The following is a 25,378-nucleotide window of genomic DNA, read 5'->3' on the forward strand; positions in this document are numbered from 1 at the left end:
AGGTTTTCAGACCTTGCGTCAACGACTTTTTGAAAATTTTTTAAATTAATTCCGTCGCTTACGTTTTCTGCGGTCATTCTGCTGGTGGAACGTAGCCTTCGGCCTGGGCGTAATCCTCACCGGCAAAGAACTTGTCCATCTCGGCCTGGATGAATTTGCGATCTTCGCTTTGCATCATGTTCAGGCGCTTCTCGTTGATCAGCAGCGTCTGGTGCTTTTGCCATTCCTGCCAGGCTTTCTGCGAGATGTGCTCGAAGATGTCCTGGCCCTTGGCGCCTGGGTACGGCGGGCGCTCCAGGCCTGGCAGTTCTTCGTTGTACTTGCGGCACTTCACGGTGCGGGTCATGAGGGTTCTCCTGCATTCAATTCGTCGGCCGCGCGCTGCAGCAGCTTCTTGACCGGGGCGGCGAGGCCCAGGCGCGGTGGGGTGGCGAGGTTATACCAGAGCCAGTCGGCCTCGGCCACGTGCGTCCCGAGCGGCTCGGCGCGCACCAGCCACGGCTCGATGGCCAGCTGGAAATGGCTGAAGGTGTGGGTCAGCCCCGGCAGCGAGCGGCGTTCGGCCAGGCGCAGCCCGTGCTGGTAGGCAAGGTCGTCGAGCTGCTCCAGGCTGTCTAGCTCCGGCAGGCTCCACAAACCGCCCCACAGCCCGCTGGAGGGCCGGCGGTACAGCAGAATGGCGCCTTCATGGTTGCTCAGCAGCGGCATCAGCGTCTTGCGTTGGGGCAGGGCCTTGCGCGGCTTGGGCTCCGGGTAGCGGGTCTCCTCGCCGTGCAGGTGCGCCTCGCAGCCGCGCTGCAACGGGCAGATCAGGCAACTGGGCTTGCTGCGCGTGCACAGCGTTGCGCCCATATCCATCATTGCCTGGGTGAAGTGGTTGACCCGCGTCATCGGCGTCACCCGTTCGGCGAAGGCCCACAACTGGTTGGCCACCTTCGGCTCGCCGGGGTAGCCGGCCTGGGCGGTGAAGCGGGCCAGTACGCGCTTGACGTTGCCGTCCAGAATCGGCGCGCGCAGGCCCATGCTGATGCTGGCAATGGCGCCGGCAGTCGAGCGGCCGATGCCGGGCAGTTCGGTCAACTGCTCGACACTGCGCGGAAACTCACCGCCATGCTGGGCCACCACGATCTGCGCAGCCTTTTGCAGGTTGCGCGCGCGGGTGTAGTAGCCAAGCCCGGTCCACAGGTGCAGCACTTCGTCTTCTGGCGCCGCCGCCAGGGCCTGCACGGTGGGCAGGGCCTGCATGAAGCGGTCGAAGTAGTTGAGCACGGTGCTCACCTGGGTCTGTTGCAGCATGATTTCCGACACCCACACCCGATACGGGGTGATGCCCTGTTGCCAGGGCAGGTCGTGGCGGCCGTGCTGGTCGTACCACTCCAGCACTGCGCTGGAGAACTGCTCGGGGCTCATCGTTTGAACAGCCCCTTGAGCGCATCTTTAAGTTCCGGGCTCACTTTGTCTCCGAGCTTCTCTTCAAGCTTTTCGTCGATCTTGTCTTTGAGGCGGTTGCCGGCAAGGGTGGCGGCCACTTTGCCCAGGCCGTCCTTGTCCAGGCGGCAGGCCTTGGCGCCAAGCTCCAGCGGGCCACGGCAGCGCAGCGGCACTTCCACGCCGACATAGCGCTCGTTGACCTGGCAGGCGGGGTCGGGCATGGCGCGTTGGTCGCCTTCGACGACGATGCCGACGTTGTAGTCCATGCCCAGCACGCGCAGGTCGAGGTCGCCATTACCGTTGACGGTAAGGCCCGGGATACGTGCCTTGAGGTCGGGGTTGCTGGCAACGCCATTGCGGATCACCAGGCTGCCGCGTAGCTCCTGGAACGGCGTGTCCTTGCCGCGCTGCTCACCGCTGAGTTGCTTGCGGTTGAGGGTTGCGATGGCCTGGCACAGTTGCTGTTCAAGGTTGGCATTGACCAGCACGCCGTCGTTGATGGTAAAGCTGGCGGTGCCGTTGAGGGTGTCGACCAGCGCCTTCTGGCTGTTGCCGGTGGCGGTGAGGTCGCTGTTCAAGGTCAGCAGGCCTTTGACCGGTGGCGTTTTGTCCGGGCCGTCGCGCTTGATGAAGTGCTCCACCGGCACGCGGTTGATCTTGGTATTCACCCCAATTTGCGGGACCGCTGGGCGTACATCGACCGTGCCCTTGGCTTCGAAGGTGCCGTTGTACAGGCCGCCGCGCAGGGTTTTCAGGGCCAGGAGGCCGTTCTGGCCGGTGGCGCTGAGCTGCGCGTCGCTGATTGGCAGCTTGTCCAGCACCAGGGCGCCGAACGCCAGCTCGGCCTGCAGGTCGAGGGTGCGCAGGCGTTCGACTGGCAGCAGCTTGTCGGTGCTCCAGGCTTGCTTGGTGGGTGCATCCGGCAGTTGCGTGGTGCCGGCACCGGCGACGGCAGCCTCTTGTTGCTGCACTTCGGCCTGGCGCGCCGCGGTGGCGCCCTTGGCCTGGTCGCTTTTGGCTGGCAGGTAGCGATCGGCGTCGAACGTGTCGGCTTTGAGGCTGACTCGCAAGGCTTGCTTAGCAAAGTCGGCCACGGCCACGCGGCCGCTGAAGCTGCTGTCGTCCAGTTTCACTGCCAGGTCTTCCAGCGCAAGGCTATTGGGCGTGCCTTCAAGGCGGGTGACCAGCTCGAGCTTTTTGAACACGTTGGCATCGGCGGTGGCCGGCAGCGGCTGGCCAACGCCTTCGAGGAAGGTGCGCAGGTCGAACTGGGCGATGGACAGTGCGCCGCTGAGCTGCGGTTGCTTGTCCAGGTCACGCAGGTTCAGCTCACCCAGGGCGCGCAGCTGGTTGGCCGAGACCTTCAGGCTGCTCCACGAGGCGACATTGGCTGCCAGGTCTACCAGCACCTGGCCTTGGGCTGCGTAGGTGACGGTCTTGCCGGCCAGCGGTTCGCCCGAGGTTTCGCCCGACAGGCGCATGTCTTCGAGGTTGTAGCGCTTGAGCTTGCGGTCGAAACGCAGCTCGCCGGTCAGCTCGGTGCGTGCCTTCATGTTCGGCTGGCTGGCGCTGATGAACGCGCTGGCCTTGAGCGGGATGTTCACCCCTTCATGCACGGCGCCGGTGCTCAGCTGAATGCTCTCGGCGGTGTAGCTTTGCGCGGTTTTTTCGTCGGTGTACAGCACCCGCGCGTTGTTCACGGTGAGGCTGTCGATGTCCAGCTTGACCGAGCGCTCGCTGCCTTCAGGCTTGCTCGGGGCCTTGTCTACAGGCTCACCCGGCGTACCTGCCGGGGGCGCGTTGGCTACGTTCGGGCCGGGTAGCGGCTTGCCGATGTCTTCCCAGTTGCCGTGGCCGGAAGCATCACGGGTAAGGGTGAGGTTAAGGCCCTCGACGCGCACATCGCTCATCTGCACTTCGCGGCGCAGCAGCGGCAGCACACGCACCGACAGGCCGAGCATCTGCAGGTCGGCAAATGGCACTTTTGGGTTGTTCAGCGTGGCGATGCTGGCGTCGTGCAGCTCAAGGCCCAGCCATGGGAACAGGCTCCAGCCGATGTCGCCGTTGAGGGTCAGTTCAACGTGGCCCTTGTCGCGTGCCAGCTGGCGGATTTCGTCTTTGTAGTCGTTGGGATCGAAGAGGTGCGTCAGGGCGAAGCCCAGCGCCACGATGATCAGCAACAACCCGAGAAGCCCCAGCCCCAGGATTTTGCCGAACGCTTTCATGGGCGAGTCCTTGTAGTCCGATAAATGAATTCTGCGGCGAGTATAGCGCCGTGATGGTTGGCTCTGCGTGTCCGAGAGTTCGACAGTATGTGAGGCAGGGGTTCCTTCTGTCGGCTTTGGCGGCCGTATTCAGGGAATTACCGATTCAGCTTGCGAAAAAATAACGATATCAGATTGCTTCCATTGCATAGGGTGCTGGTACTCTTGCGCCCGCTTGCGGCCCGCGACCCATTGTCGCGGATGATCGCCACAGCGGCCGGGCTGCCTTGCGTGCAGCCATTCAGAGCCGGGCAGCCAGTCTGCAAGCAAAAGCCCGCCACTAATAAGGAACAACCCATGAACAGCAGTATCACGCCAGGAGCCAAGCCCGGCTTCCTGACGAAGGAGCGCATCATCGCCCGCCCGGGCTTCAACCGTTGGCTGGTGCCACCGGCAGCCCTGGCCATTCACCTGTGCATCGGCATGGCCTACGGTTTTTCGGTGTTCTGGCTGCCGCTGTCGCAAGCCCTGGGCGTCACCGCGCCTGTGGAATGCGCCGTAGATATGAGCTACATCGCCCGTCTGTTCAGCGCCGAGTGCGATTGGCCGATTTCCATGCTTACCTGGACCTACGCCCTGTTCTTCGTCTTCTTGGGCTGCTCGGCTGCGGTGCTGGGTGGCTGGCTGGAACATGCAGGCCCACGCAAGGCCGGCCTGGTATCGGCGCTGTGCTGGTGCGGCGGCCTGCTGATCTCGGCGATTGGCGTCAAGACCCATCAGCTGTGGCTGATGTGGCTGGGTTCGGGTGTGATCGGTGGTATCGGCCTGGGCCTGGGCTATATCTCGCCGGTTTCGACCCTGATCAAGTGGTTCCCGGACAAGCGCGGCATGGCGACCGGCATGGCAATTATGGGCTTCGGTGGAGGTGCCATGGTGGGCGCTCCTCTGGCCACTGCATTGATGGGCCATTTCGGCAGCGCCACTGAAGTGGGTGTGTGGCAGAGCTTCATCGCCATGGCGGCGATCTATTTCGTGTTCATGACCGCCGGTGCCTTGACTTACCGCGTGCCGCCGACCGGCTGGAAGCCTGAAGGCTGGACCCCGCCGGCGAAGAAGAGCAGCGCCATGGTCACTGACCGCCACGTGCACGTCAGTGTTGCCTGGAAGACCCCGCAGTTCGCCCTGGTGTGGCTGGTGCTGTGCCTGAACGTATCGGCCGGTATCGGCATTCTGGGCATGGCTTCGCCGCTGTTGCAGGAAGTGTTCGCCGGCAAGCTGTTGGGCAACGAGCTGACCTTCAGCCAGTTGAACACCGCGCAACTGGCGCAGATTGCCGCCATTGCTGCAGGCTTCACCGGTCTGCTGAGCCTGTTCAACATTGGCGGGCGCTTCTTCTGGGCGTCGTTCTCGGACTACATCGGCCGCAAGAACACCTACTTTGCCTTCTTTGCGCTGGGCGTGGGCCTTTATAGCCTGGTGCCGAACATGGGCCATATCGGCAACGTGGCGCTGTTCGTGGCGGCGTTCTGCATCATCCTGTCGATGTACGGCGGTGGCTTTGCCACTGTGCCGGCGTACCTGGCCGACCTGTTCGGCACGCAGATGGTCGGCGCCATTCACGGCCGCTTGCTCACTGCCTGGGCCGCTGCGGGTGTGTTTGGCCCGCTGTTGATCACCTACCTGCGTGAAGCGCAGCTCAAAGCGGGTGTGGAGCGGGCTGCGGCTTACGACATGACGCTGTATATCCTGGCAGGCCTGCTGGCGCTGGGCTTTATCTGCAACATGCTGGTGCGCCCGGTGGCCGACAAGCACTTCATGACCGACGCCGAGCTTGCTGCCGAGCGCGCCCTGAGCCACGACAAGGGCGCTGACGGTGCGCGTTCGCTGGAGTGGAAAGCAGCGCCTGGCAGCCTGCCGTTGGTGGTGTTGGCCTGGGCTGTGGTGGTGATTCCGCTGGCCTGGGGCGTTTGGATTACCCTGCAGAAGACGGCGGTGTTGTTCCATTGATGCAAGCCTTGGGGGCGCTGTGCGCCCCCATCGCGGCACAAGGCCGCTCCCACGCTGGCCGCGTTAAGCCGCATCGATACGGCCGCCAGGCCCGCTCCCTCGATGCCGCCCCCACTTGTATAGACCTGTAGACCCCTCCAGCCCCCGTAATTACTCACGTTGCCATATGTCATCCGCGTTTCAAGCGGGCGCGTTCTGGGCCTATAATGCAGCCCTTTTCGCCCAATGATTTAGCGGAGCTGGTGATGGTCGAACGTAAGGCTTCCGTCGAGCGCAATACCCTGGAAACCCAGGTCAAGTGCTCGATCAACCTCGATGGCAGCGGCAAGGCCCGATTCGATATCGGCGTGCCTTTCCTTGAACACATGCTGGACCAGATCGCCCGCCACGGCCTGATCGACCTGGATATCGAGTGCAAGGGCGACCTGCATATCGACGATCACCATACGGTCGAAGACGTCGGCATCACCCTGGGCCAGGCATTCGCCCAGGCCATCGGCGACAAAAAAGGCATCTTCCGCTACGGCCACGCCTATGTGCCGCTGGATGAAGCCCTGTCGCGCGTGGTCATCGACTTCTCTGGCCGCCCAGGCCTGCAGATGCATGTGCCGTACACCCGTGCCAGCGTCGGCGGCTTCGACGTCGACCTGTTCCAGGAATTCTTCCAGGGCTTCGTCAACCACGCCCTGGTGACCCTGCACATCGACAACCTGCGCGGGCACAACACCCACCACCAGATCGAAACCGTGTTCAAAGCCTTCGGCCGCGCCCTGCGCATGGCTGTCGAGCAGGATGCGCGCATGGCCGGGCAAATGCCGTCGACCAAAGGGTGCCTGTAAATGCAGACCGTAGCGGTAATCGACTATGGCATGGGCAACCTGCACTCGGTGGCCAAGGCGCTTGAGCACGTTGGCGCCGGCAAGGTGCTGGTGACCAGCGATGCCGCTGTCATTCGCGAGGCCGACCGCGTGGTGTTCCCAGGCGTTGGCGCGATCCGCGACTGCATGGCCGAGATCCGCCGCCTGGGCTTTGACAGCCTGGTGCGTGAGGTCAGCCAGGACCGCCCCTTCCTCGGCATCTGCGTCGGCATGCAGGCGCTGCTCGAGCACAGCGAAGAAAACAACGGCGTCGATTGCATTGGCCTGTTCCCAGGCCAGGTGCGCTTCTTCGGCAAAGGCCTGCAAGAAGACGGCGAGCACCTGAAGGTGCCGCACATGGGCTGGAACGAAGTCAGCCAGAGCATCGACCACCCGCTGTGGCACGACATCCCCGACCGCGCGCGTTTCTATTTCGTGCACAGCTACTACATCAATGCCGGCAAGCCTGGCCAGGTGGTCGGTCGTGGCCACTACGGCAACGACTTTGCCGCAGCGCTGGCCGACGGCTCGCGCTTTGCCGTGCAGTTCCACCCGGAGAAAAGCCATACCCATGGCCTGCAGCTGCTGCAGAACTTCGTCGCCTGGGACGGGCGCTGGTAAATGAGCCGGTCGAAAACCAAGGCCCCCGTCATCACCCTGGCCCCCGAGCAGGAGCGCGAAGCGCTCGATGTGCTCAAGCGCTTTCTCGAAGACCGTTTCGAGCTGCAGCTGGGGTCGTTCGAGGTGGCCGAGGTGCTCGACCTGTTCAGCAAGGAAATTGCACCCCATTACTACAACAGGGCGATTGCCGATGTTCAGCTGCACCTCAAGGAACGCTTCGAGAGTATCGAAAGCGACTTGTGGTCGCTCGAAAAGCCCTGAACTCAACGAATTGGACAGGTTGCCAACATGCTGATTATTCCCGCTATCGATCTGAAGGACGGCGCCTGCGTGCGTCTGCGCCAGGGCCGCATGGAAGACTCCACGGTATTTTCCGATGACCCGGTGAGCATGGCCGCCAAGTGGGTCGAAGGTGGCTGCCGCCGCCTGCACCTGGTCGACCTGAACGGCGCCTTCGAAGGCCAGCCGGTCAACGGCGAGGTGGTCACCGCCATCGCCAAGCGCTACCCGACCCTGCCGATCCAGATCGGCGGCGGCATCCGTTCGCTGGAAACCATCGAGCACTACGTCAAGGCCGGCGTCAGCTACGTGATCATCGGCACCAAGGCGGTCAAGCAGCCTGAGTTCGTTGCCGAGGCCTGCAAGGCGTTCCCAGGCAAGGTCATCGTCGGCCTGGATGCCAAGGACGGTTTCGTTGCCACCGACGGCTGGGCTGAAGTCAGCAGCGTTCAGGTTATCGACCTGGCCAAGCGTTTCGAGGCTGATGGCGTTTCGGCGATCGTCTACACCGACATCGCCAAGGACGGCATGATGCAGGGCTGCAACGTGCCCTTCACCAAGGCCCTGGCCGAAGCCACGCGCATCCCGGTGATCGCCTCGGGCGGCATTCACAACCTGGGTGACATCAAGGCCCTGCTGGACGCCAAGGCGCCAGGCATCGTCGGCGCCATCACTGGCCGTGCCATCTACGAAGGCACCCTCGACGTCGCCGAGGCCCAGGCCTTCTGCGACAACTACCAAGGCTGAGGAACGACCATGGCACTGGCCAAGCGCATCATCCCTTGCCTGGACGTGGATAACGGCCGGGTGGTCAAGGGCGTCAAGTTCGAGAACATCCGCGATGCCGGTGACCCGGTGGAAATCGCCCGTCGCTACAACGAGCAGGGCGCCGACGAGATCACCTTCCTCGACATCACCGCCAGCGTCGATGGCCGGGACACTACGCTGCATACCGTCGAGCGCATGGCCAGCCAAGTGTTCATCCCGCTGACCGTCGGCGGTGGCGTGCGCACCGTGCAGGACATCCGCAACCTGCTCAATGCTGGCGCCGACAAGGTGTCGATCAACACCGCCGCGGTGTTCACCCCGGAGTTCGTCGGCGAGGCGGCCGACCGTTTTGGCTCGCAGTGCATTGTGGTTGCCATCGACGCCAAGAAGGTTTCCGGCCCCGGTGAAACGCCGCGCTGGGAAATTTTCACCCATGGCGGGCGCAAGCCTACCGGGCTGGATGCGGTGGAGTGGGCAAAGAAGATGGAAGGCCTGGGTGCCGGTGAGATCTTGCTGACCAGCATGGACCAGGACGGCATGAAAAATGGCTTCGACCTGGGCGTAACCCGTGCCATCAGCGATGCGCTGGGCATTCCGGTGATTGCTTCGGGCGGCGTTGGCAACCTGCAGCATTTGGCCGATGGCATTCTGCAAGGGCATGCCAGCGCGGTGTTGGCGGCGAGCATCTTCCACTTCGGCGAGTACACGGTGCCAGAGGCCAAGGCTTATATGGCATCGCGCGGGATTGTCGTGCGCTGATAGATTGCTGGGAGGGCTTTGCCCTCCATTCGCGACACAAGGCCGCTCCTACACCTGGATACGCGTTTCCTGTGTAGGAGCGGCCTCGTGTCGCGATGGGCCGCATAGCGGCCCCAATTGTCTAGCCGTGATTCTTGCCGAGCAGCGCGTGGTACAGCTCGGTATCCCCCAGAATCCCCACCACCTTGTCGTTTTCCTGCAGCACCAGCTTGTTGCCGGTGTGGTAACGGATCTGCAGTGCTTCGCGCATGCCGATGTCGGCGTGGACCAGCGTCGGCCTGCGGCCAAGCCCTTCCACCGACTGGCCAGGCGCCCAGTTCTGCATGTCCAGGCCGTTCTGCCCCTGGCGGGCGCGGGTGATCGAGTTGCCCTCGCCAAGGTCGAGCCACGAGTCGCCGCCTGGGTCCAGGCACACCGAACCGTTGACCCGCTTGCACTGGTCCAGTGTGCGCATCAGGCTGCGCCCGCACAGTACGTTGAGCGGGTTGGTGTGGGCCACGAAGGTGCGCACATATTCATCGGCCGGATTAAGCACGATCTCTTCAGGCTTGCTGTACTGGATGATCCGCCCGTCCTTCATGATGGCGATGCGCGTGCCCAGCTTGAGCGCCTCGTCCAGGTCGTGGCTGACGAACACGATGGTCTTGTTCAGCTTGTGTTGCAGCTCCAGCAGCTCGTCCTGCAAGCCCTGGCGGATCAACGGGTCGAGCGCCGAGAACGGCTCGTCCATCAGCAGAATATCGGCGTCCATCGCCAAGGCACGGGCCAGGCCCACGCGCTGCTGCATGCCGCCCGACAGTTCGTCGGGCTTTTTATTGCGCCACTGGGTCAGGCCCACCAGCTCAAGCTTCTCGTCCACCAGCTTGCGCCGCTCCTTCTCGGGGCGGCCCTGCATTTCCAGGCCAAAGCTGATGTTCTCGCGCACCGTAAGCCAAGGCATCAGGGCGAACTTCTGGAACACCATGGCGATGCGCTTGGTGCGCATCATCTTCAGCTCCGCCGGGGTGCAGTGGGCGATGTCGATGTGCTTGTTTTCATGCTCGACGAACAGCTTGCCGCGGCTGACCGTGTTCAAGCCGTTGATGCAGCGCAGCAGGCTCGACTTGCCCGAGCCGGACAACCCCATGAGCACGCAGATCTCGCCCTTGTTGATGTCCAGGTTGGCCTTTTCGACCCCCACCACCAGGCCGGTCTGCTTGAGTATCTGCTCGCGGGTCTTGCCCTCGTCCAGCAGTTGCAGCGCCTCGCGCGGTTTGTTGGAGAAAATGACGTCGACGTCTTCGAAACGAATGATGCTCATGCCTCACCCCTTGCCGGCAGCTCCGGTTGCTTGCAGATACGGTCGAGCATGATTGCCAGCAGAACGATGGCCAGGCCAGCTTCGAAGCCAAGCGAGATATCAGCGGTGTTCAGTGCGTTGACCACAGGTTTGCCCAGGCCATCGGCGCCCACCAGGGCGGCGATCACCACCATCGACAGCGACAGCATGATGCATTGCGTCACGCCGGCAGCGATGCTCGGCATGGCGTGGGGCAGTTCGATGCGGGTCAGCAGTTGGCGGCGCGAGCAACCAAACGCCTTGCCGGCGTCCATCAGCTCTTGCGGCACGTCGCAGATGCCCAGGTAGGTAAGGCGGATCGGCGCGGCGATGGCGAACACCACCGTCGAGATCAGCCCCGGCACCACGCCGAGACCGAACAGGGTCAGCGTAGGGATGAGGTAGACGAATGTAGGAACGGTCTGCATCAGGTCGAGGACCGGGCGCAGGCCTGTGTAGAACATCGGTTTGTGCGCGGCGAGGATGCCCAGCGGCACGCCAAAGGCCACGCAGACCACGGTGGCGAAGGAAACCTGCGCCAGGGTTTCCATGGTTTCCTGCCAGTAACCCAGGTTGAGGATCAGCAGAAACGAAAACGCAACGAAGGCGGTCAGCGACCATTTACGCTGGATCAGGTGCGCCAGGGCGGCAAACAGCGCGATGAGCACGAGTGGGTTGAACCAGGTCAGGGCGCTGGTGACGCCATGGATCATGAACTCCAGGCCCTGAGCGATAGCGTCGAAGTAATTGGCGCCATTCTGGGTCAACCATTCGACGAATGAGGCCATGTACTGCCCCAGCGGTATTTTTTGTTCGATCAGCATGATAGCGAGCTTCCACCTGCAAAGATTGAAATCAGTCCGGGGCGGCACGGTCCCGCCCCGAGATAGCGCTACTGCGTAGTGTTATTGCGCAAGCTTTGCCTTGGCCGCCTCCAGGCCAGGCTTGCCATCCACGGTCGTCACGCCAGCGAGCCAGGTATCGAGCTTGCCGGGGTTGTCCTTGAGCCACTTCTTCGCGGCCGCGTCGGGCTTCATCTTGTCGTCCAGGACATAGCCCATCATGGTGCTTTCATCCTTGAGTTCGAACACCAGGTTCTTCAGCAGTTGGCCGACGTTGCTGCATTCCTGCACATAGCCCTTGCGGGTGTTGGTCAGCACGGTGGCCTTGCCAAAGTCGGGGCCGAAGAACTCGTCCCCGCCGGTGAGGTACTGCATCTTGAAACGGGTGTTCATCGGGTGCGGTTCCCAGCCCAGGAACACCACCGCTTCACCGCGCTTCTGCGAGCGGTCGACCTGCGAAAGCATGCCCGCTTCGCTGGACTGCACGATCTTGAAACCGGCGTCTTTGAGGCCGAAGGCGTTCTTGTCGATCATGCTCTGGATGGTGCGGTTGCCGTCGTTGCCAGGTTCGATGCCGTAAATCTTGGCGCCCAGCTCCTGCTTGAATTTGGGGATGTCGGAGAAGTCCTTCAGACCTTTGTCGTACAGCGCCTGGGGCACCGCCAGGGTGTACTTGGCGTTCTCCAGGTTGGCGCGCACGGTGTCGACAGTACCTGCGTCGCGGTACTGCTTGATGTCGTTCTCCATGGTCGGCATCCAGTTGCCGAGGAACACGTCGAGGTCCTTGCCGTTGGCCAGCGACTTGTAGGTCACCGGCACCGAGATCATCGTGGTGTGGGTCTTGTAGCCCAGCGCTTCGAGCACAACGCTGGTGGTGGCGGTGGTGACCGTGATGTCAGTCCAGCCGACATCGGAGAAGCGTACCGTCTGGCACTGCTCAGGCTCTGCAGCCTGGGCCAGCAGAGGGGTGGACAACATCGCGACCAGCAACAGCGAGGGTGAACATTTCATAGGTGGACTCCTGTGATTTTATCTTCGGGTTCGCGGGGGCTATCGACGCCGGTCAAGGTGTCGATTAGCCAGGCCTGCAGAGGGCAGGTTGCGAGGCCGTGCAATACGAGTCGGTTTTGATAATCCTCCAGCGTTCGGCAATCGCCTACTGGTGGAGTCGTATCCAGTACAGGACGGGTCGCATCCAGTACGGGCGATGTCGCAACTGGGTGATTCCACCCCCGCGCCCCCGTTTTTGCGTCGCCCAGCCATGGGAAAGCGGCGCAAACGACAGCGGATCAGCAGCGGCGCTGCCGGACAAAAGTACGTCGGTTGCAGACGGCGAGGGGTAGGGCAAAAGCCCGATGATGCGAGCATTCCTAAGGCCGCTCGACGATTCAGCCTAGCAGTTGCGCAAGGTGTCGCATGGCGTGCCCAGACAAGCCCATCAAGAGGTGCTGCAACAATGGCCATCAGCGTGTTCGACCTGTTCAAGATCGGTGTCGGGCCTTCCAGCTCACACACCGTCGGCCCCATGCGCGCCGCCGCGCTGTTCGTCCAAGGGCTGCGTGAACGCGGCCAGCTGGAGCAGGTGCGGCGCATCGAAGTCAGGCTGTATGGCTCGCTGTCGGCGACCGGTGTTGGCCACGGCACCGACAACGCCACGATCATGGGGCTGATGGGCGAATGGCCAGACGCCATCGACCCCACGCAGATCACCCCACGCATTGCCGACCTGCGCGAAACTGGTGTGCTGCAGCTCGACAACCGCCTGCCCATCGCCTTCGACTGGCGCCGCGACATGCTGCTGCTCGAAGAGAACCTGCCCTACCATCCCAACGCCATGACCCTGGTGGCCGAAGGCGAGGGCGGTGAGCTGCACAGCGACACCTATTACTCGGTGGGCGGTGGCTTTGTGGTGGACGCAGCCCAGGCCGCCAGCGGTGTGCTGGACGCCGACCAGACCGTGCTGCCGTACGATTTCAACAGCGCCGCCGAGCTGCTGCAGCTGTGCAAGCAAAACGACCTCAGCGTGTCGCAATTGATGATGGCCAACGAGAAGGTCTGGCGCAGCGAAGCCGAAATCCGCGCAGGCCTGGTGAAGCTCTGGCACGCCATGCAGGAGTGCGTGAACAACGGCCTCAAGTACGAAGGCATTCTGCCCGGCGGGCTCAATGTGCGCCGCCGTGCCGCCAAGCTGCACCGCAGCCTGCAAGAGCTGGGCAAGCCCAATGTGATCGGCTCGACCTTGAGCGCCATGGAATGGGTCAACTTGTTCGCCTTGGCGGTCAACGAAGAAAACGCCGCCGGCGGGCGCATGGTCACCGCACCTACCAATGGCGCGGCGGGCATAATCCCGGCGGTGCTGCACTACTACATGCGTTTTTCCGATGTGGTGGACGACAGCAACGTCGTCGACTTTTTGCTGGCCGCAGCCGCCGTGGGCATCCTGTGCAAGAAGAACGCGTCCATTTCCGGTGCCGAAGTCGGCTGCCAGGGCGAGGTGGGTTCGGCGTGCGCCATGGCCGCTGCGGGCCTTGCCGAAGTGCTCGGCGCTACCCCGGAACAGCTTGAAAACGCCGCCGAAATTGCCCTGGAGCATAACCTTGGGCTTACCTGCGACCCGGTCGGCGGGTTGGTCCAGGTGCCATGCATCGAGCGCAACGCGATTGCTGCCGTGAAGGCAATCAACGCTGTGCAGATGGCCCTGCGTGGTGATGGCGAACACTTCATTTCCCTCGACCAGGTGATCCGCACCATGCGTGACACCGGCGCCGACATGCACGACAAGTACAAGGAAACCTCGCGCGGCGGCCTGGCGGTCAGCGTCATCGAATGCTGATGCGCCGTTTTGGCCCGTCGCTGGCCGTTGTGCCGTGTTATGGCGCAGCGGCTGGCGCAACCGGCTGTCGGTTGTCGTTACCAACCACGGCATTGTCGGTGACACTAATGTCTGTCGCTTCTGGGCAACCTTCCCACTTGTGCTACCGAACTGCTCAGCATTGACACGCAAACGCGCTAGACCGGCGCTTTGCGAAAACTCACAACGCATGAAGAAGCCCCCACACGGCACTCACATGAGGTCGTTTTTGGGTTTTTTCGGATAGCCGTTCAATTTCAGGCACGGCGTTTGCGTTGTGATTGACAAAGCCCCGGCATCAGAACCGGGGCGCTAACAATAAAACGGTGCCCGCCTGAGGCACGCCCAGCATTAGTGTGAGGAGAAACCACGATGACGTCGTACACCTCCGGGACCCCAACCCAGAACCGCACAGCTCCACAATCCATCGGGTTTCTCCTGCTGGACAATTTCACCCTTATTTCCCTGGCCTCGGCGGTAGAACCGCTGCGCATGGCCAACCAGCTTTCCGGCCGCGAGCTGTACCGCTGGCATACCCTCACCGTCGACGGCGGCCAGGTGTGGGCCAGTGACGGCCTGCAAATCACCCCCGACGCCGCCATGCACAGCGCCCCGCCCATCGACACCGTGATCGTCTGCGGCGGGGTGGGCATCCAGCGTACCGTCACCCGCGAACACGTCACCTGGCTGCAGGCCCAGGCCCGCCAGTCGCGCCGCCTGGGTGCGGTGTGTACCGGCAGCTGGGCGCTGGCCTGTGCCGGCCTGCTCGACGGCTTCGATTGCAGCGTGCACTGGGAATGCCTGGCCGCCATGCAGGAGGCCTACCCACGGGTCAACATGAGCACCCGGCTGTTCACCCTGGACCGCAACCGCTTCACCAGCTCCGGCGGTACGGCGCCGCTGGACATGATGCTGCACCTGATCAGCCGTGATCACGGCCGTGAGCTGTCGGCGGCGATCTCCGAGATGTTTGTCTACGAGCGTATCCGCAACGAGCAGGACCACCAGCGCGTGCCGCTCAAGCACATGCTTGGCACCAACCAGCCGAAGTTGCAGGAAATCGTCGCGCTGATGGAGGCCAACCTCGAAGAGCCGATCGACCTCGACGAACTGGCGGTGTACGTGGCGGTGTCGCGTCGCCAGCTTGAGCGACTGTTCCAGAAGTACCTGCATTGTTCGCCATCGCGCTACTACCTGAAGCTGCGGCTGATCCGCGCCCGCCAGTTGCTCAAGCAGACGCCGATGTCGATCATCGAGGTGGCTTCGGTGTGTGGCTTTGTGTCCACGCCGCATTTCTCCAAGTGCTACCGCGAGTACTTTGGTATTCCGCCGCGCGATGAGCGTGTGGGCTCCAACACCACCCAGCAGGTGGCGATGATGCCGATCCCGCAGGCCATGACCCTGTCGCCCCACAGCGGGCCGATGGCCGCGCTCAGCCAGGCGCGCAACGAGTCGACCTTTGCCAGTGTGAGGCTGTAGGCCAGGCTATTGGGTTGCGAGGAGCAGGCTTGCTGCTTGTGGGAGCGGGCTTGCCCCGCGATGGCGTTAGCTTGGACAACCCCATTGCCTGGGCCGACGCCATCGCGGGGCGATGTGTTTACACTTCACTATTGATAATGATTCTCGACAGCAGGTAACATCGCCGGCCTTGAAACATCCTTGGCATACCACACTGTGGCGGACGATAAACTGCAGCTCTACCTGGCCCACCGCCCGGCACTGGTCGACTACGCCGCGCCGATCGTTGGCTGCCGCGCCCGCGCCGAGGATGTGGTTCAGGAAGCCTGGCTGCGTTTCAGCGGCCAGGCGCTAGAGGCCGACATCCGCCACCCCGCCAGCTACCTCTACCGCATCGTGCGCAACCTGGCCCTCGACCACACACGCCGCACCGCCACCGAAAAAACGCAGCCTGGCAGCGAGGAAATTCTCGCCGAGCTGCCGGCCAGCACCGCCTCGCCCGAACATACGGTGAGCCAGCAGAACGAACTCAGCGCCATCAGCCGGGCCCTTGAAGAACTGCCGCTGCGCACTCGTACCGCCTTCGAGATGCATCGCCTGGGCGGCTACACCCTGCAACATGTCGCGACACACCTGGATATCTCGGTAAGCCTCGTTCACCAGCTGGTACGTGACGCCTTGCGCCACTGCATGGAGCGGTTGGAGGATGATTTGTGAAAAAAGCCGTGGCTGCTGCGTCTTTTGCTCAACGGGCCGACTCTGTGCGACCCTTCGCGCCCCCGAGCCCCCAGGAGACTTGCCGGCCATGACGTCAGCAGACCTCACCGCCAACTGCCGCGAGCAGGCGCTGGACTGGCTGCTGCGCTTGCAGCAGGCACCCCACGACCAGGCCCTGCGCGAGCAGTTCGAGCAGTGGCTGGCCAGTGAGCCGGCTCATGCCGAGGCGTACCGCAAAGCCGAGCGCCTGTGGCGTCTGAGCGGGCAGTTGGCTCCGGCCACGGCCGAGCGCTGGCCAACCCCGGCCGAGGTGGTGCAGTTGCCGGTGCGGCGCAAAACCCCGCGCCGCTGGTGGCTGGGCGCTGCGGCGGCGGCGTGCCTGATGCTGGCGCTGGCCCCGTCGCTGAGCCTGCGCCTGGAAGCCGATTACCGCACCGCCCAAGGCGAGACCCGCGAAGTCACCCTGGCCGATGGCAGCGTGGTGCAGATGGACAGCGATACCGCCATCGCCGTGGATTACAGCGCCAGCCAGCGCGATGTGCGGCTGTTGGCCGGGCAGGCGTTTTTTGAAGTGGTGACGGATAAAACCAAGCCTTTCCATGTTCGCGCCGATGGCGTGCGGGTGACCGTGACTGGCACGGCCTTCAACGTGGTGCTGCGCCCAGGCCGGGTAGGGGTGGATGTGCAGCATGGGTCGGTGCGCGTCGAGGACTCGGCGCAGGTGCTGGCCGCTGCCCTGACCGCCGGCCAGCGTCTGCGTTATCGCGATGGGCAGGCGCAGGTCAGCGGGTTTTCGCCATCGCAGGCTGCGCCCTGGCGCCAGGGCCAGTTGATCGCCGATGACCAGCCCATTGCCGAGTTGGTGCAGGAGCTTGCCAACTACCTGCCTGCCGAGGTGCTGCTGCGCGATGACACGCTGGGCGCCAAGCGGGTGACCGGCGTGTATGACCTGCGCAAGCCCGAGGCTGCGCTGCGCGCGGTCATCCGCCCGCACGGTGGCGAAGTGCGCAGCTACGGGCCTTGGCTGATGGTCTTGAGCAAACCTTGAACGACCTGCGGCAGTCGCTCGGCCTGTAGGAGCGGCCTTGCGTCGCGAAAGGGCTGCAAAGCGGCCCCAGCTCTATCAGCTTGAAACTCCCATCCCTGGGGGCGCTGCGCACCCCTTTCGCGACACAAGGCCGCTCCTACGCCAGACCGCGAGTCTTGCGGTAAACCCGCGCATTGAACTTTTTTTCACAATTTTCTGAAAAACCCTCGCACTGCCCCGTCTTCTCCTCCGCGCGCAATAACTGATAGCGATTCGTATTCAATTTTGCTGCCCGGCGACTGTCCGGGGCGGGGATGTGGGATGACTGATACAACAAGCCGGAAACCGCTGACTCTGCGGGCTTGGCCGCAGCACCTCAAACAGGTGAGCTGTGCAGCATTGCTCGGCCTCTGCTGCGCAGGCGCGGCGATGTACGCCCATGCCGAGGGCCTGGCAGCGCGCGCAGTGCTGGGCCAGGCGCACTCGTTCGATATTCCGGCGCAGAAGCTGGCCATCGCACTGATCAATTTCGGCCAGCAGAGCGGCCTGCAGGTCAGTGTCGACCCCGACCTGCTCGACGGCCTCAACTCCACGGCCATCAGCGGCCAGCTCAGCAGCGAAGCGGCGCTGGCACAACTGCTGCTCGGCACCGGCATTACCTGGGACTACGAATACGGCGCGCTGACGTTTCGCCTGCTGCAAGCCGAGACCGGCGCCGTAGAACTGCACAACACACTGATCCTGGGCGACACCCAGGAAAACAGCTTCATGGGCGCCACCGTCATTGACCGCAAAGCCATTCAGGCTTTCCCCGGTGCCAACGGTGACATCACCACCATGCTGCAGATGCACCCCAACGTGCAGTTCAGTACCGATCAGAAAAGCTCCAACACCCCCGGTGAAATCGACCCGGCCGATATCAGCATCAACGGCGCCAAGTTCTACCAGAACAACTTCATGATCGATGGCATCTCGATCAACAATGACCTCGACCCCGGCGCGCACGGTTATGGCGAAACCCGGCAGTTCGACTCGGCGCCGAGCCGCTCCCACGGCATTGCCCTGGACGCCGACCTGCTCGAAGAAATCAAGGTTTACGACAGCAACGTGCCGGTCGAGTACGGCGGCTTCAACGGCGGTGTGGTCGATGCCGTCACGCGTCGCCCGACCCAGGACCTGCACGGCAAGATCTCCTACGCCATGAGCCGTTCGGAGTGGACGCGGTATCACATCAGCGGCGAAGACAAGGAAAGCTTCAAGAACTCCTCCAACGAGAAGAACCAGCCAGACTTCAAGAAAACCACCCTGCGTGGCACCCTTGAAGGGCACTTCACCGAGGACTTCGGCGCGCTGTTCAACTTCTCGCAAAAGCGCTCCTACCTGCCGCTGCGGACTTACGCCAACGGTTACAACAGCCCGAACAATGACAACGAGCAGGAGCAGACCCGTGCGCTGGACAACTTCCTGCTCAAGACCTACTGGACCGTCAACGACCGCCTGACGCTGGACACCTCGGTTGTCTATGCACCGCAGGAAAACGTGTACTTTCGCGAGGACTACCGCGATTCGGAGTACACCAACATCAATGGCGGTTGGCAAAGTTCTATCAAGGCTATCTATGAAGGTGACAGCGCCCGTTGGACTCAGCAACTGGCCGTGAGCGACCTGTATGCCTCGCGTGAAGCTGACACCGACACGCTGATCAACTGGTACTGGTCGGATGTAAAGAACTGGGGTCATCCTGACCGCGCCACCGCGCGCAGCAGCGAAGGCTCGTTCGGCAGCCTGGCGCAGACCCAGCGCAGCATCGACTACAAGCTCAAGGCGCAGTGGCAGACCTTCAATTTCGGTTCCTCGCTGCACACCGTGACCACAGGCCTGGAGCTGGGCTACCAGCGCGCCACTTGGGAGCGTGAAGACGACGCGCTGGCGGTCACCACGTTCAAGCGCGACAACGGCACCGTCTGCGGCAATGACCCGTACTGCTCCATCGGCACCCTGCTCAATTTGCAGAACCGCCAATTCGGCTCGGCGATGATGGTGTACAGCGCCGGCAAGCTCGACATGCAGCAGAAGAAGTACGCCCTGTTCGTCGAGGACGAGATCGGCTACGGCAACCTCACCCTGCGCCCTGGCCTGCGCTACGAAGGTGATGACTACATGGAGCAGAAGTCCCTGGCGCCGCGTTTTGCCGGTGACTATGACTTTTTTGGCGACCGCAGCTCGGTGCTGGTGTTTGGGGCCAACCGTTATTACGGCCGCAACCTCTTCAAGTACCGCCTGGCAGACGGTCGCCAGGCATTCAACTCGCGCTATACCCGGGTCAACCAGACCGACGACTGGAAACTGGCCAGCAGCAACCTGAACATGAGCAAGTTCACCACCATGGACATCCCCTATGACGACGAACTGATGCTCGGCTTCAACCAGCGGATGCTTGGCGCCGAGTTCCAGCTCAAATACGTCAACCGCAAGGGGCATGACCAGATCTACCGTACCCGGCCGTACTACAGCCTTGACCAGTCGCAGATCCCGGCGGGCTACAGCAAGGATCACTATGTCTACCTCAACGCCGGCACCAGCGAGACGGAGAACGTCACGCTGACCGTGATGCCACTGCAACCGCTACGCTTTCAGGGCACCAGCACCAGCGTGCAGTTGGCGCTGGACTGGTCCAAGAGCAAGGGCGCCCACGGCGAGACCTACGAGTCCGGTGTCGACCGCGAAGAAATGGACAACGATGACGTGGTCTACGACGGCAAGCTGGTGCCCTACGAAGAGCTGCCGCCCAGCGACTTCAACCGGCCCTGGACGGCGCGCCTTGTGACCATCACCGATATTCCACGCTGGAACCTTTCGGTGAGCAACTTCTTCCGTTATCGCGGCCCCTACGACCAAGTGGTGCGCGTTACACCGGATGTCGAAGTCGACGGCAAGAGCTACAGCCGCTACGAAACCGTGGCCGTCGCCGGCGCGCCCACCTGGGACATGCGCTTTGCCTGGGATATCCCCACCGGCAAAGAGCAGGCGTTCTTCGTCAATGTCGATGTAACCAACGTGACCGACCAGGTCAACCAGATCGCCAGCCGTTCCTCCACCAGCGTGGTCAGCTACGAAGTCGGCCGCCAGTACTGGCTTGAAGTCGGCTACCGCTTCTGACTTGCCCATAAAAAATTGGATGCCCTGATGAAAAAGCTCTTGGCCGGCCTGCTCGGCCCGCTGCTGCTCGGCGCCTGCGCGTCGATCCCCAACCCCGATGCGCCGCTGCCCTGGGACAGCCAGGTAGTCCACGGCCAGTTGCCCAACGGCCTGGCCTACCACCTGGTGCGCGAAACCTCGCAGCCGGGCCGCCTGGACTTGCGCCTGACGGTCAAGGCCGGTTCCGTGGACGAAGCCGACGACCAGGTCGGCGTGGCGCACATGGTCGAGCACCTGGCCTTTCACAGCCGCGCCGGGGGCGAGCACAACCTGCGCCAGCGCATGGCCGAGCTGGGTTGGGTGCAGGGGCGCCATTTCAATGCCATGACCAGCTACGAGCGGACCCAGTACCTGATCGGCCCGCCCGCCGGTGTGCGCCAGGCGCCGCAGGCCTTGCAAGCGCTGGCCGACCTGGTGTTCGCCGGCGACTACACGGCCGCCGACCTTGAGCGCGAGCGGCCCATTGTCATCGAAGAATGGCGCGGCGGCCTGGGTGTCGCCCAGCGCATGAATGAGCAGCGTACCGCCTCGCAGCGGGTCGGCTCGGCCTACCCCGGCCACCGCACCATCGGCAACGAGGCGGCCATTCGCTCGGCCAGCCTTGAGCGCCTGAAAGCGTTTCAGTCGCGCTGGTACCTGCCTGACAACATGGTGCTGTCGGCGGTGGGGGACTTCGACCCGCAGCAACTCAAGGCGCAAATCGAGCAGGCGTTCGGCAAGGCCCAGGCCGGCACGGTGCCAAGCCGCGCGCAGCGCGAACTGCGGCTGGACGACAAACTGAAAATCTTCCGTCTGCAAGACCCGCAGTCGGGCAGCAACCAAGTGGCGTTGTTGTTCCGCCTGCACGAGCCGGACAGCCGCGGTACCACCTACACGGCGCTGCGCGAAAAGCTCATCGACCGCATGACGCTCAGCGCACTGGTCGACACCCTGCGCCGCCAGCCGCACAGCGCCGGGGTACGCAGCCTGACGGCGCAGAAAACGCTGATCGGCGAGCATTCCACGGTGCTCGGCATTGCCGCTGGCGTTGATGGCCAGGCCCACGAACAGGCGCTGCAAGGCCTGTTGACCGAAATCGAGCGGCTGCGCCAGCACGGTTTCAGCAAAGCCGACCACAAGCGCGAGCGTACCGCCATCGCCCGCCTGGCTACTAAAACGGTCAACAACCAGACCCCGCGCACGTTTGAACAGTGGGTCGAGCAACTCAACAACGCCGCTGTGCAGGGCCGCCCCGTGAGCGAGCGTGCCGCAGTTGGCAGGCGTTACCAGAAAGTGCTGCGCACTGTGTCGCTGCGCGATCTGAACGAGCGCCTGGCGTTGTGGCTGAACAGCCCGGACCGGGTACTGCAAATCAGTGCACCGGGCACCTCGGCAGTCACCCTGCCAAGCGTCGCTGCGGTCCAGGCGCAGCAGGCCGCGCTGGCCGCCAGCCCGCTGCCCGAGCCAGTGCGCAAGGCCCCGCCTGCGGCGCCGGCTGCCGCGCTGGCGTTACCCGCCGCGCCCGCTTCGGCCACTGTCGTCGAGCGCGCGACCTACCCCGATCAGCAGGTCGAGCAGTGGCGGCTGAGCAACGGCGACCGCCTGGTGTGGCTCAAGCGCCCCGGCGCCGAGGGCCAGGTGCAGCTGCAGGCTGAGTCGTCCGCAGGCTACCGCCTGGACGGCGCACCGGTGTGGCGGGTGCAGATGGCCGCGCAACTGGCCGTGCGCAGCGGCGCGGTGGGCATGGCCCCACAGGCCTTGGCCAACTGGCGCCAGGCCAAGCGCGCCAACCTGAGCCTCGATCACCAGCCGCAACGCTTGCAACTGAGCCTGGGCGCACCGCCCGAGCAGTTGCAGGCCTTGCTGCAAAGCTATCGCATCAGCCAGACGGCGAGCATCGACCCGGTGCTGTTCGGCGAATCCCGTGCTGAGCTTTTACAGCGCCTGCGCAGCCGCCCGGACGACGTGCGTAGCCGTCAGGAGGCCGCCCTGCGCCAGCTGAAATACGGCGCCGACCATTGGCAGACGCCAACCGCCGAGGCGGTCGAGGCATTGACTGTCGAGCAGTTGAACGCCGACTGGCAGCAACTGGCTGGCTCGCCGGTCACCTACTACCTGATGGCCGATGCGCCCGCTGAGCAGCTTGAAACCATGGTACGCAGCCTGCTGGCGACCATCCCTCGGCGCGCCGAGCCTGTGGCCAGCCAGCCTGTGTTGCAGCAGCCAGGCCAGCGCCGTGCCGACCTTGCCATCGCCCTGGAGCCGCGCGCGGTGCTGCAAGCCAGCAGCTACCACCCGCAGCCCTGGAGCCCGCAGGCGGCGGTGCGTGTAGCGGTGCTGCGCGACCTGGCCAACCAGCGCCTGAAAGCCCAACTGCGCGGTGAAGCGTCGGGCGTGTATCGCCTGCGCTTTGACAGCGAGCTGAACCCCGATACCCAGCGTATCGAGAGCAGCCTGACCTTCACCTGCGACCCGGCCCGGGTCGATGAGCTCTGGGCCATGGCCCAGCGCACCTTGGCCGGCCTTGACGTCGCTCAGGCCTGGGTCACTGGCGAACGCCGCGAGCTGCTGCGCCAGGAAAGCAAACGCCGTGACGACGCACAGACCCAGTTCAAGCGCCTGGCCCTCAGCGACCGCCGCTGGCAGGACCCGCGCTATCTGAAAACCCAGGCGCAACTGCCCGAGGCGTTGACCGTGCCTGAACTGCAACAGCAGGCCATGCATTTGTTCCCCCTTGAAAACCAGGTGCAACTGCGCCTGTTGCCCACGGCTGGCGCGCTGGAGCAGGCGCGTTGAACACCTTGCGCAGGTTCTACCGGCTGAGCCGGCCATTCTGGCGCGACCGTGGCCAATGGCCGGCCTGGGCGATGCTGGCTGCGGTGATCGGCCTTGGCCTGCTGGTGGTGCAAATCAACGTGCTGATCAACAGTTGGAGCAAGACGTTCTACGACACCCTGACGGCGTTCGACACCAGCGCCTTGTACGGGCTGGTCGGCCAGTACGCGATCTACCTGGGGGCGTACGTGCTGATCATCGTGTTCCTCGATTACATCCGCAAAGGCCTGGTGCTGCGCTGGCGCCAGGCCATGACCGGGCGGCTGACCGATGCCTGGCTGAGTGACCAGGCGTTCTATCGCCTGGGGCTCAACGGCGAGCCGGATAACCCCGACCAGCGCATCGCCCAGGATGTCGACGTGATGGTGGACCTGTCGATCGAGCTGGTGGCGTCGCTGGTGATCAACCTGGCCCAGGTGGGCGCCTTCGTGGTGATTCTGTGGAACCTCTCGGGCGTGCAGACCTTCAGCCTGTTTGGCGAGCGTTTTACCGTGCACGGCTATCTGGTGTGGATCGTGCTCATCTATACGTTGCTGGGCAGTGTGCTGACCCACCTGATCGGCAAACCGCTGCACCGCCTGAACTACGAGCGCGAGCATCGCGAAGCGGATTTTCGCGCAAGCCTTCTGCGCAAGCGCGACCATGCCGAGCAGATTGCCCTGTACCGGGGTGAGCAGGTGGAGCGCGAGCAACTGGCCCAGCGGTTTGCTGCCATTGCCCATAACTGGCGGCAACTGATGGGGCGCGAACGTGATTTGAGTTTGTTCACCGTGGCCTATCAGCGCCTTAGCCTGATCATCCCGGTGTTCGCGGCCTTGCCGGCGTTCATGGCCAAGGCCATCACCCTGGGCGGGCTGATGCAGATCCGCAGCGCGTTCAACGCGGTGCATGATTCGTTAAGCTGGTTCATCAAGCTGTACAACAAACTGGTGCGCTGGAGTGCGGCGCTGGAGCGGCTCGACCAGTTCGAGCAGGCCATCGCCGCCAGCCGCCGAGGCGTTGCGCCGGCGCCACAGGGTGAATGCCTGTGTGCGCAGGGCCTGACCCTGTGCCGCCCAGACGGCAGTGTGATGCTCGGTGATGTGCACCTGCAGGCGCAAGCCGGCCAGTGGTTGCGCCTTGCCGGGCGCAGCGGGCTGGGCAAATCGACCTTGCTGCGCACCTTGCAGGGCTTGTGGCCGTATTGCCGGGGCGACTGGCAGTTGCCTGCCGGGCGCAGCTTGTTGCTGCCGCAAAAGCCGTATCTGCCGCGCATGACCCTGCGTGGTTTGCTGGCTTACCCGCAGTTGGAGGGTTTCGATGAGCCCAGCTTACTGGATGCCTTGGGCAAGGTCGGGCTGGCGGCGTTGAGCCGGCGGCTGGATGACGAGCAGGAGTGGGAGCGGGTGCTGTCGGGCGGCGAGCAGCAGCGCCTGGGGCTGGCGCGGGCCTTGTTGTACCGGCCCGACACGCTGTACCTGGACGAAGCCACCAGCCAGCTGGACCTGGCCAGCGCCAAGGCATTGCTGCAGATGCTCAGGCGCGCGCTACCCGGTTGTACGGTGGTGGGGGTCACGCACCAAGAGGGTTTGGCGCCGCTGTTCGAGCGCACGCTGGAGCTTGGCCAGTTGCCCCAGCCAGCATAGCCAAACCGCCCCGTGTAGGAGCGACCTTGTGTCGCGAAAGGGCTGCGTAGCAGCCCCGGCGATCCAACATGGGGCAGCGACCCTGGGGCTGCTACGCAGCCCTTTCGCGACACAAGGCCGCTCCTACAGTCGGAGTTTTTCAGGCGCGGTTCTTGAACGCTGCCAACGCTGGCAGCAGTTGCTGTTCGATGGCCTGGCGCACCGCCGGCAAAATGGTCGCGCTGCCGGTGTACATCTGCTCGACCATGCCCTTGAGCGCACGGGCGTTGGGTTCGGTGAGCCCGCGTACGACCACTTCACAGGCTTGCTCGGCGCTGGCCCCGGCGGGGATGTCGAAACCCCGGGCGCGCAGGTGGCCCAGCAGGTCGTCCTGGTCAATCAGATCCGCATGCATCATGGCTGTTGTCCCTTCTGTCGCTAAGAGAGTGCTGCTGTTGTTTGCGACCGATTCTGTGTCGCCAGCGACACGCCGGCAAGGGCTGATTGTGGGGATGGCTGCTTTGGCTAAGAACAGGTCGTTTACGGCTAAATCAGCTCGACCACGAGCCAGCACACTGGAGTCATTCACGGCACCGAGGGTTTGGTCACCCTCCCTTCTCGCA

20 protein-coding genes are annotated in these 25,378 nt (G+C 63.6%); 13 read left to right on the forward strand and 7 right to left on the reverse strand.

Going from position 1 to position 25,378, the window contains the following annotated elements:
• Positions 1–73 precede the first annotated feature (73 nt).
• The 3 genes from HU719_RS13705 to HU719_RS13715 are packed head-to-tail and all read right to left on the reverse strand — an operon-like array spanning position 74 to position 3,656.
• On the reverse strand, positions 74–346 hold the full coding sequence (locus HU719_RS13705) for an oxidative damage protection protein (protein WP_186521282.1): 273 nt from the start codon (positions 344–346) through the stop codon (positions 74–76).
• Complete coding sequence (mutY, locus tag HU719_RS13710) at positions 343–1,410, reverse strand: A/G-specific adenine glycosylase (protein WP_186535662.1); 1,068 nt, start codon at positions 1,408–1,410, stop codon at positions 343–345. Before mutY ends, HU719_RS13705 begins: the two co-directional genes overlap by 4 nt.
• Positions 1,407–3,656 (reverse strand): AsmA family protein, encoded by a 2,250-nt coding sequence (locus HU719_RS13715; protein WP_186535661.1) that lies wholly within the window; start codon positions 3,654–3,656, stop codon positions 1,407–1,409. Before HU719_RS13715 ends, mutY begins: the two co-directional genes overlap by 4 nt.
• Positions 3,657–3,992: 336 nt before the next feature.
• On the opposite strand from HU719_RS13715, the gene HU719_RS13720 reads away from it, so the two are divergent.
• The 6 genes from HU719_RS13720 (at position 3,993) to hisF (ending at position 8,926) form a co-directional block, all read left to right on the forward strand.
• Positions 3,993–5,642 carry an OFA family MFS transporter gene (locus tag HU719_RS13720; RefSeq protein WP_186521275.1) on the forward strand — a complete coding sequence of 550 codons (1,650 nt, stop codon included), beginning with the start codon at positions 3,993–3,995 and terminating at the stop codon, positions 5,640–5,642.
• A 245-nt stretch (positions 5,643–5,887) separates the two neighbouring features.
• Positions 5,888–6,481 carry an imidazoleglycerol-phosphate dehydratase HisB gene (hisB, locus tag HU719_RS13725; protein WP_186521274.1) on the forward strand — a complete coding sequence of 198 codons (594 nt, stop codon included), beginning with the start codon at positions 5,888–5,890 and terminating at the stop codon, positions 6,479–6,481.
• Entirely contained in the window at positions 6,482–7,120 is a 639-nt protein-coding gene (gene hisH / locus HU719_RS13730) for an imidazole glycerol phosphate synthase subunit HisH (RefSeq protein ID WP_186521273.1), read from the forward strand.
• Positions 7,121–7,381 (forward strand): DUF2164 domain-containing protein, encoded by a 261-nt coding sequence (locus HU719_RS13735; RefSeq protein ID WP_186521272.1) that lies wholly within the window; start codon positions 7,121–7,123, stop codon positions 7,379–7,381.
• Positions 7,382–7,408: 27 nt separating this feature from the next.
• Entirely contained in the window at positions 7,409–8,146 is a 738-nt protein-coding gene (hisA, locus tag HU719_RS13740) for a 1-(5-phosphoribosyl)-5-[(5-phosphoribosylamino)methylideneamino]imidazole-4-carboxamide isomerase (RefSeq protein ID WP_060494680.1), read from the forward strand.
• Positions 8,147–8,155: 9 nt separating this feature from the next.
• Positions 8,156–8,926 carry an imidazole glycerol phosphate synthase subunit HisF gene (hisF, locus tag HU719_RS13745; protein ID WP_186535659.1) on the forward strand — a complete coding sequence of 257 codons (771 nt, stop codon included), beginning with the start codon at positions 8,156–8,158 and terminating at the stop codon, positions 8,924–8,926.
• A 121-nt stretch (positions 8,927–9,047) separates the two neighbouring features.
• On the opposite strand, the gene choV is transcribed toward hisF, so the two are convergent.
• From choV to HU719_RS13760, 3 genes are all read right to left on the reverse strand, one after another.
• Positions 9,048–10,226 (reverse strand): choline ABC transporter ATP-binding protein, encoded by a 1,179-nt coding sequence (choV, locus tag HU719_RS13750; protein WP_186521270.1) that lies wholly within the window; start codon positions 10,224–10,226, stop codon positions 9,048–9,050.
• Positions 10,223–11,068, reverse strand: coding sequence for a choline ABC transporter permease subunit (choW, locus tag HU719_RS13755; protein ID WP_189659850.1), 846 nt, complete (start codon positions 11,066–11,068; stop codon positions 10,223–10,225). Before choW ends, choV begins: the two co-directional genes overlap by 4 nt.
• Before the next feature lie 81 nt (positions 11,069–11,149).
• Positions 11,150–12,097 (reverse strand): choline ABC transporter substrate-binding protein, encoded by a 948-nt coding sequence (locus HU719_RS13760; RefSeq protein ID WP_186535658.1) that lies wholly within the window; start codon positions 12,095–12,097, stop codon positions 11,150–11,152.
• A gap of 445 nt (positions 12,098–12,542) precedes the next feature.
• Here HU719_RS13760 and HU719_RS13765 point away from each other — a divergent pair, with 445 nt between their 5' ends.
• From HU719_RS13765 to HU719_RS13795, 7 genes are all read left to right on the forward strand, one after another.
• Complete coding sequence (locus tag HU719_RS13765) at positions 12,543–13,919, forward strand: L-serine ammonia-lyase (protein ID WP_186535657.1); 1,377 nt, start codon at positions 12,543–12,545, stop codon at positions 13,917–13,919.
• Positions 13,920–14,309: 390 nt separating this feature from the next.
• Positions 14,310–15,416 (forward strand): choline metabolism transcriptional regulator GbdR, encoded by a 1,107-nt coding sequence (gbdR, locus tag HU719_RS13770; protein ID WP_186521266.1) that lies wholly within the window; start codon positions 14,310–14,312, stop codon positions 15,414–15,416.
• Between the two features lie 180 nt (positions 15,417–15,596).
• Positions 15,597–16,112, forward strand: a complete 516-nt coding sequence (locus tag HU719_RS13775; protein WP_189659849.1) for a sigma-70 family RNA polymerase sigma factor — start codon at positions 15,597–15,599, stop codon at positions 16,110–16,112.
• An 88-nt stretch (positions 16,113–16,200) separates the two neighbouring features.
• A complete protein-coding gene (locus HU719_RS13780) occupies positions 16,201–17,160 on the forward strand; it encodes a FecR family protein (RefSeq protein WP_186535656.1) in 960 nt (319 codons plus the stop codon).
• 408 nt (positions 17,161–17,568) lie between these two features.
• Entirely contained in the window at positions 17,569–20,298 is a 2,730-nt protein-coding gene (locus HU719_RS13785; protein WP_225917229.1) for a TonB-dependent receptor, read from the forward strand.
• Between the two features lie 27 nt (positions 20,299–20,325).
• Positions 20,326–23,112 carry a M16 family metallopeptidase gene (locus HU719_RS13790; protein WP_186535654.1) on the forward strand — a complete coding sequence of 929 codons (2,787 nt, stop codon included), beginning with the start codon at positions 20,326–20,328 and terminating at the stop codon, positions 23,110–23,112.
• Positions 23,109–24,776, forward strand: coding sequence for an ABC transporter ATP-binding protein/permease (locus tag HU719_RS13795; RefSeq protein ID WP_186535653.1), 1,668 nt, complete (start codon positions 23,109–23,111; stop codon positions 24,774–24,776). The genes HU719_RS13790 and HU719_RS13795 overlap by 4 nt, the downstream gene beginning before the upstream one ends.
• Before the next feature lie 139 nt (positions 24,777–24,915).
• On the opposite strand, the gene HU719_RS13800 is transcribed toward HU719_RS13795, so the two are convergent.
• Entirely contained in the window at positions 24,916–25,173 is a 258-nt protein-coding gene (locus tag HU719_RS13800) for a hypothetical protein (protein WP_186523326.1), read from the reverse strand.
• Positions 25,174–25,378: the final 205 nt, after the last annotated feature.

Source organism: Pseudomonas farsensis (genome assembly GCF_014268805.2).
Taxonomy (GTDB): domain Bacteria; phylum Pseudomonadota; class Gammaproteobacteria; order Pseudomonadales; family Pseudomonadaceae; genus Aquipseudomonas; species Aquipseudomonas farsensis.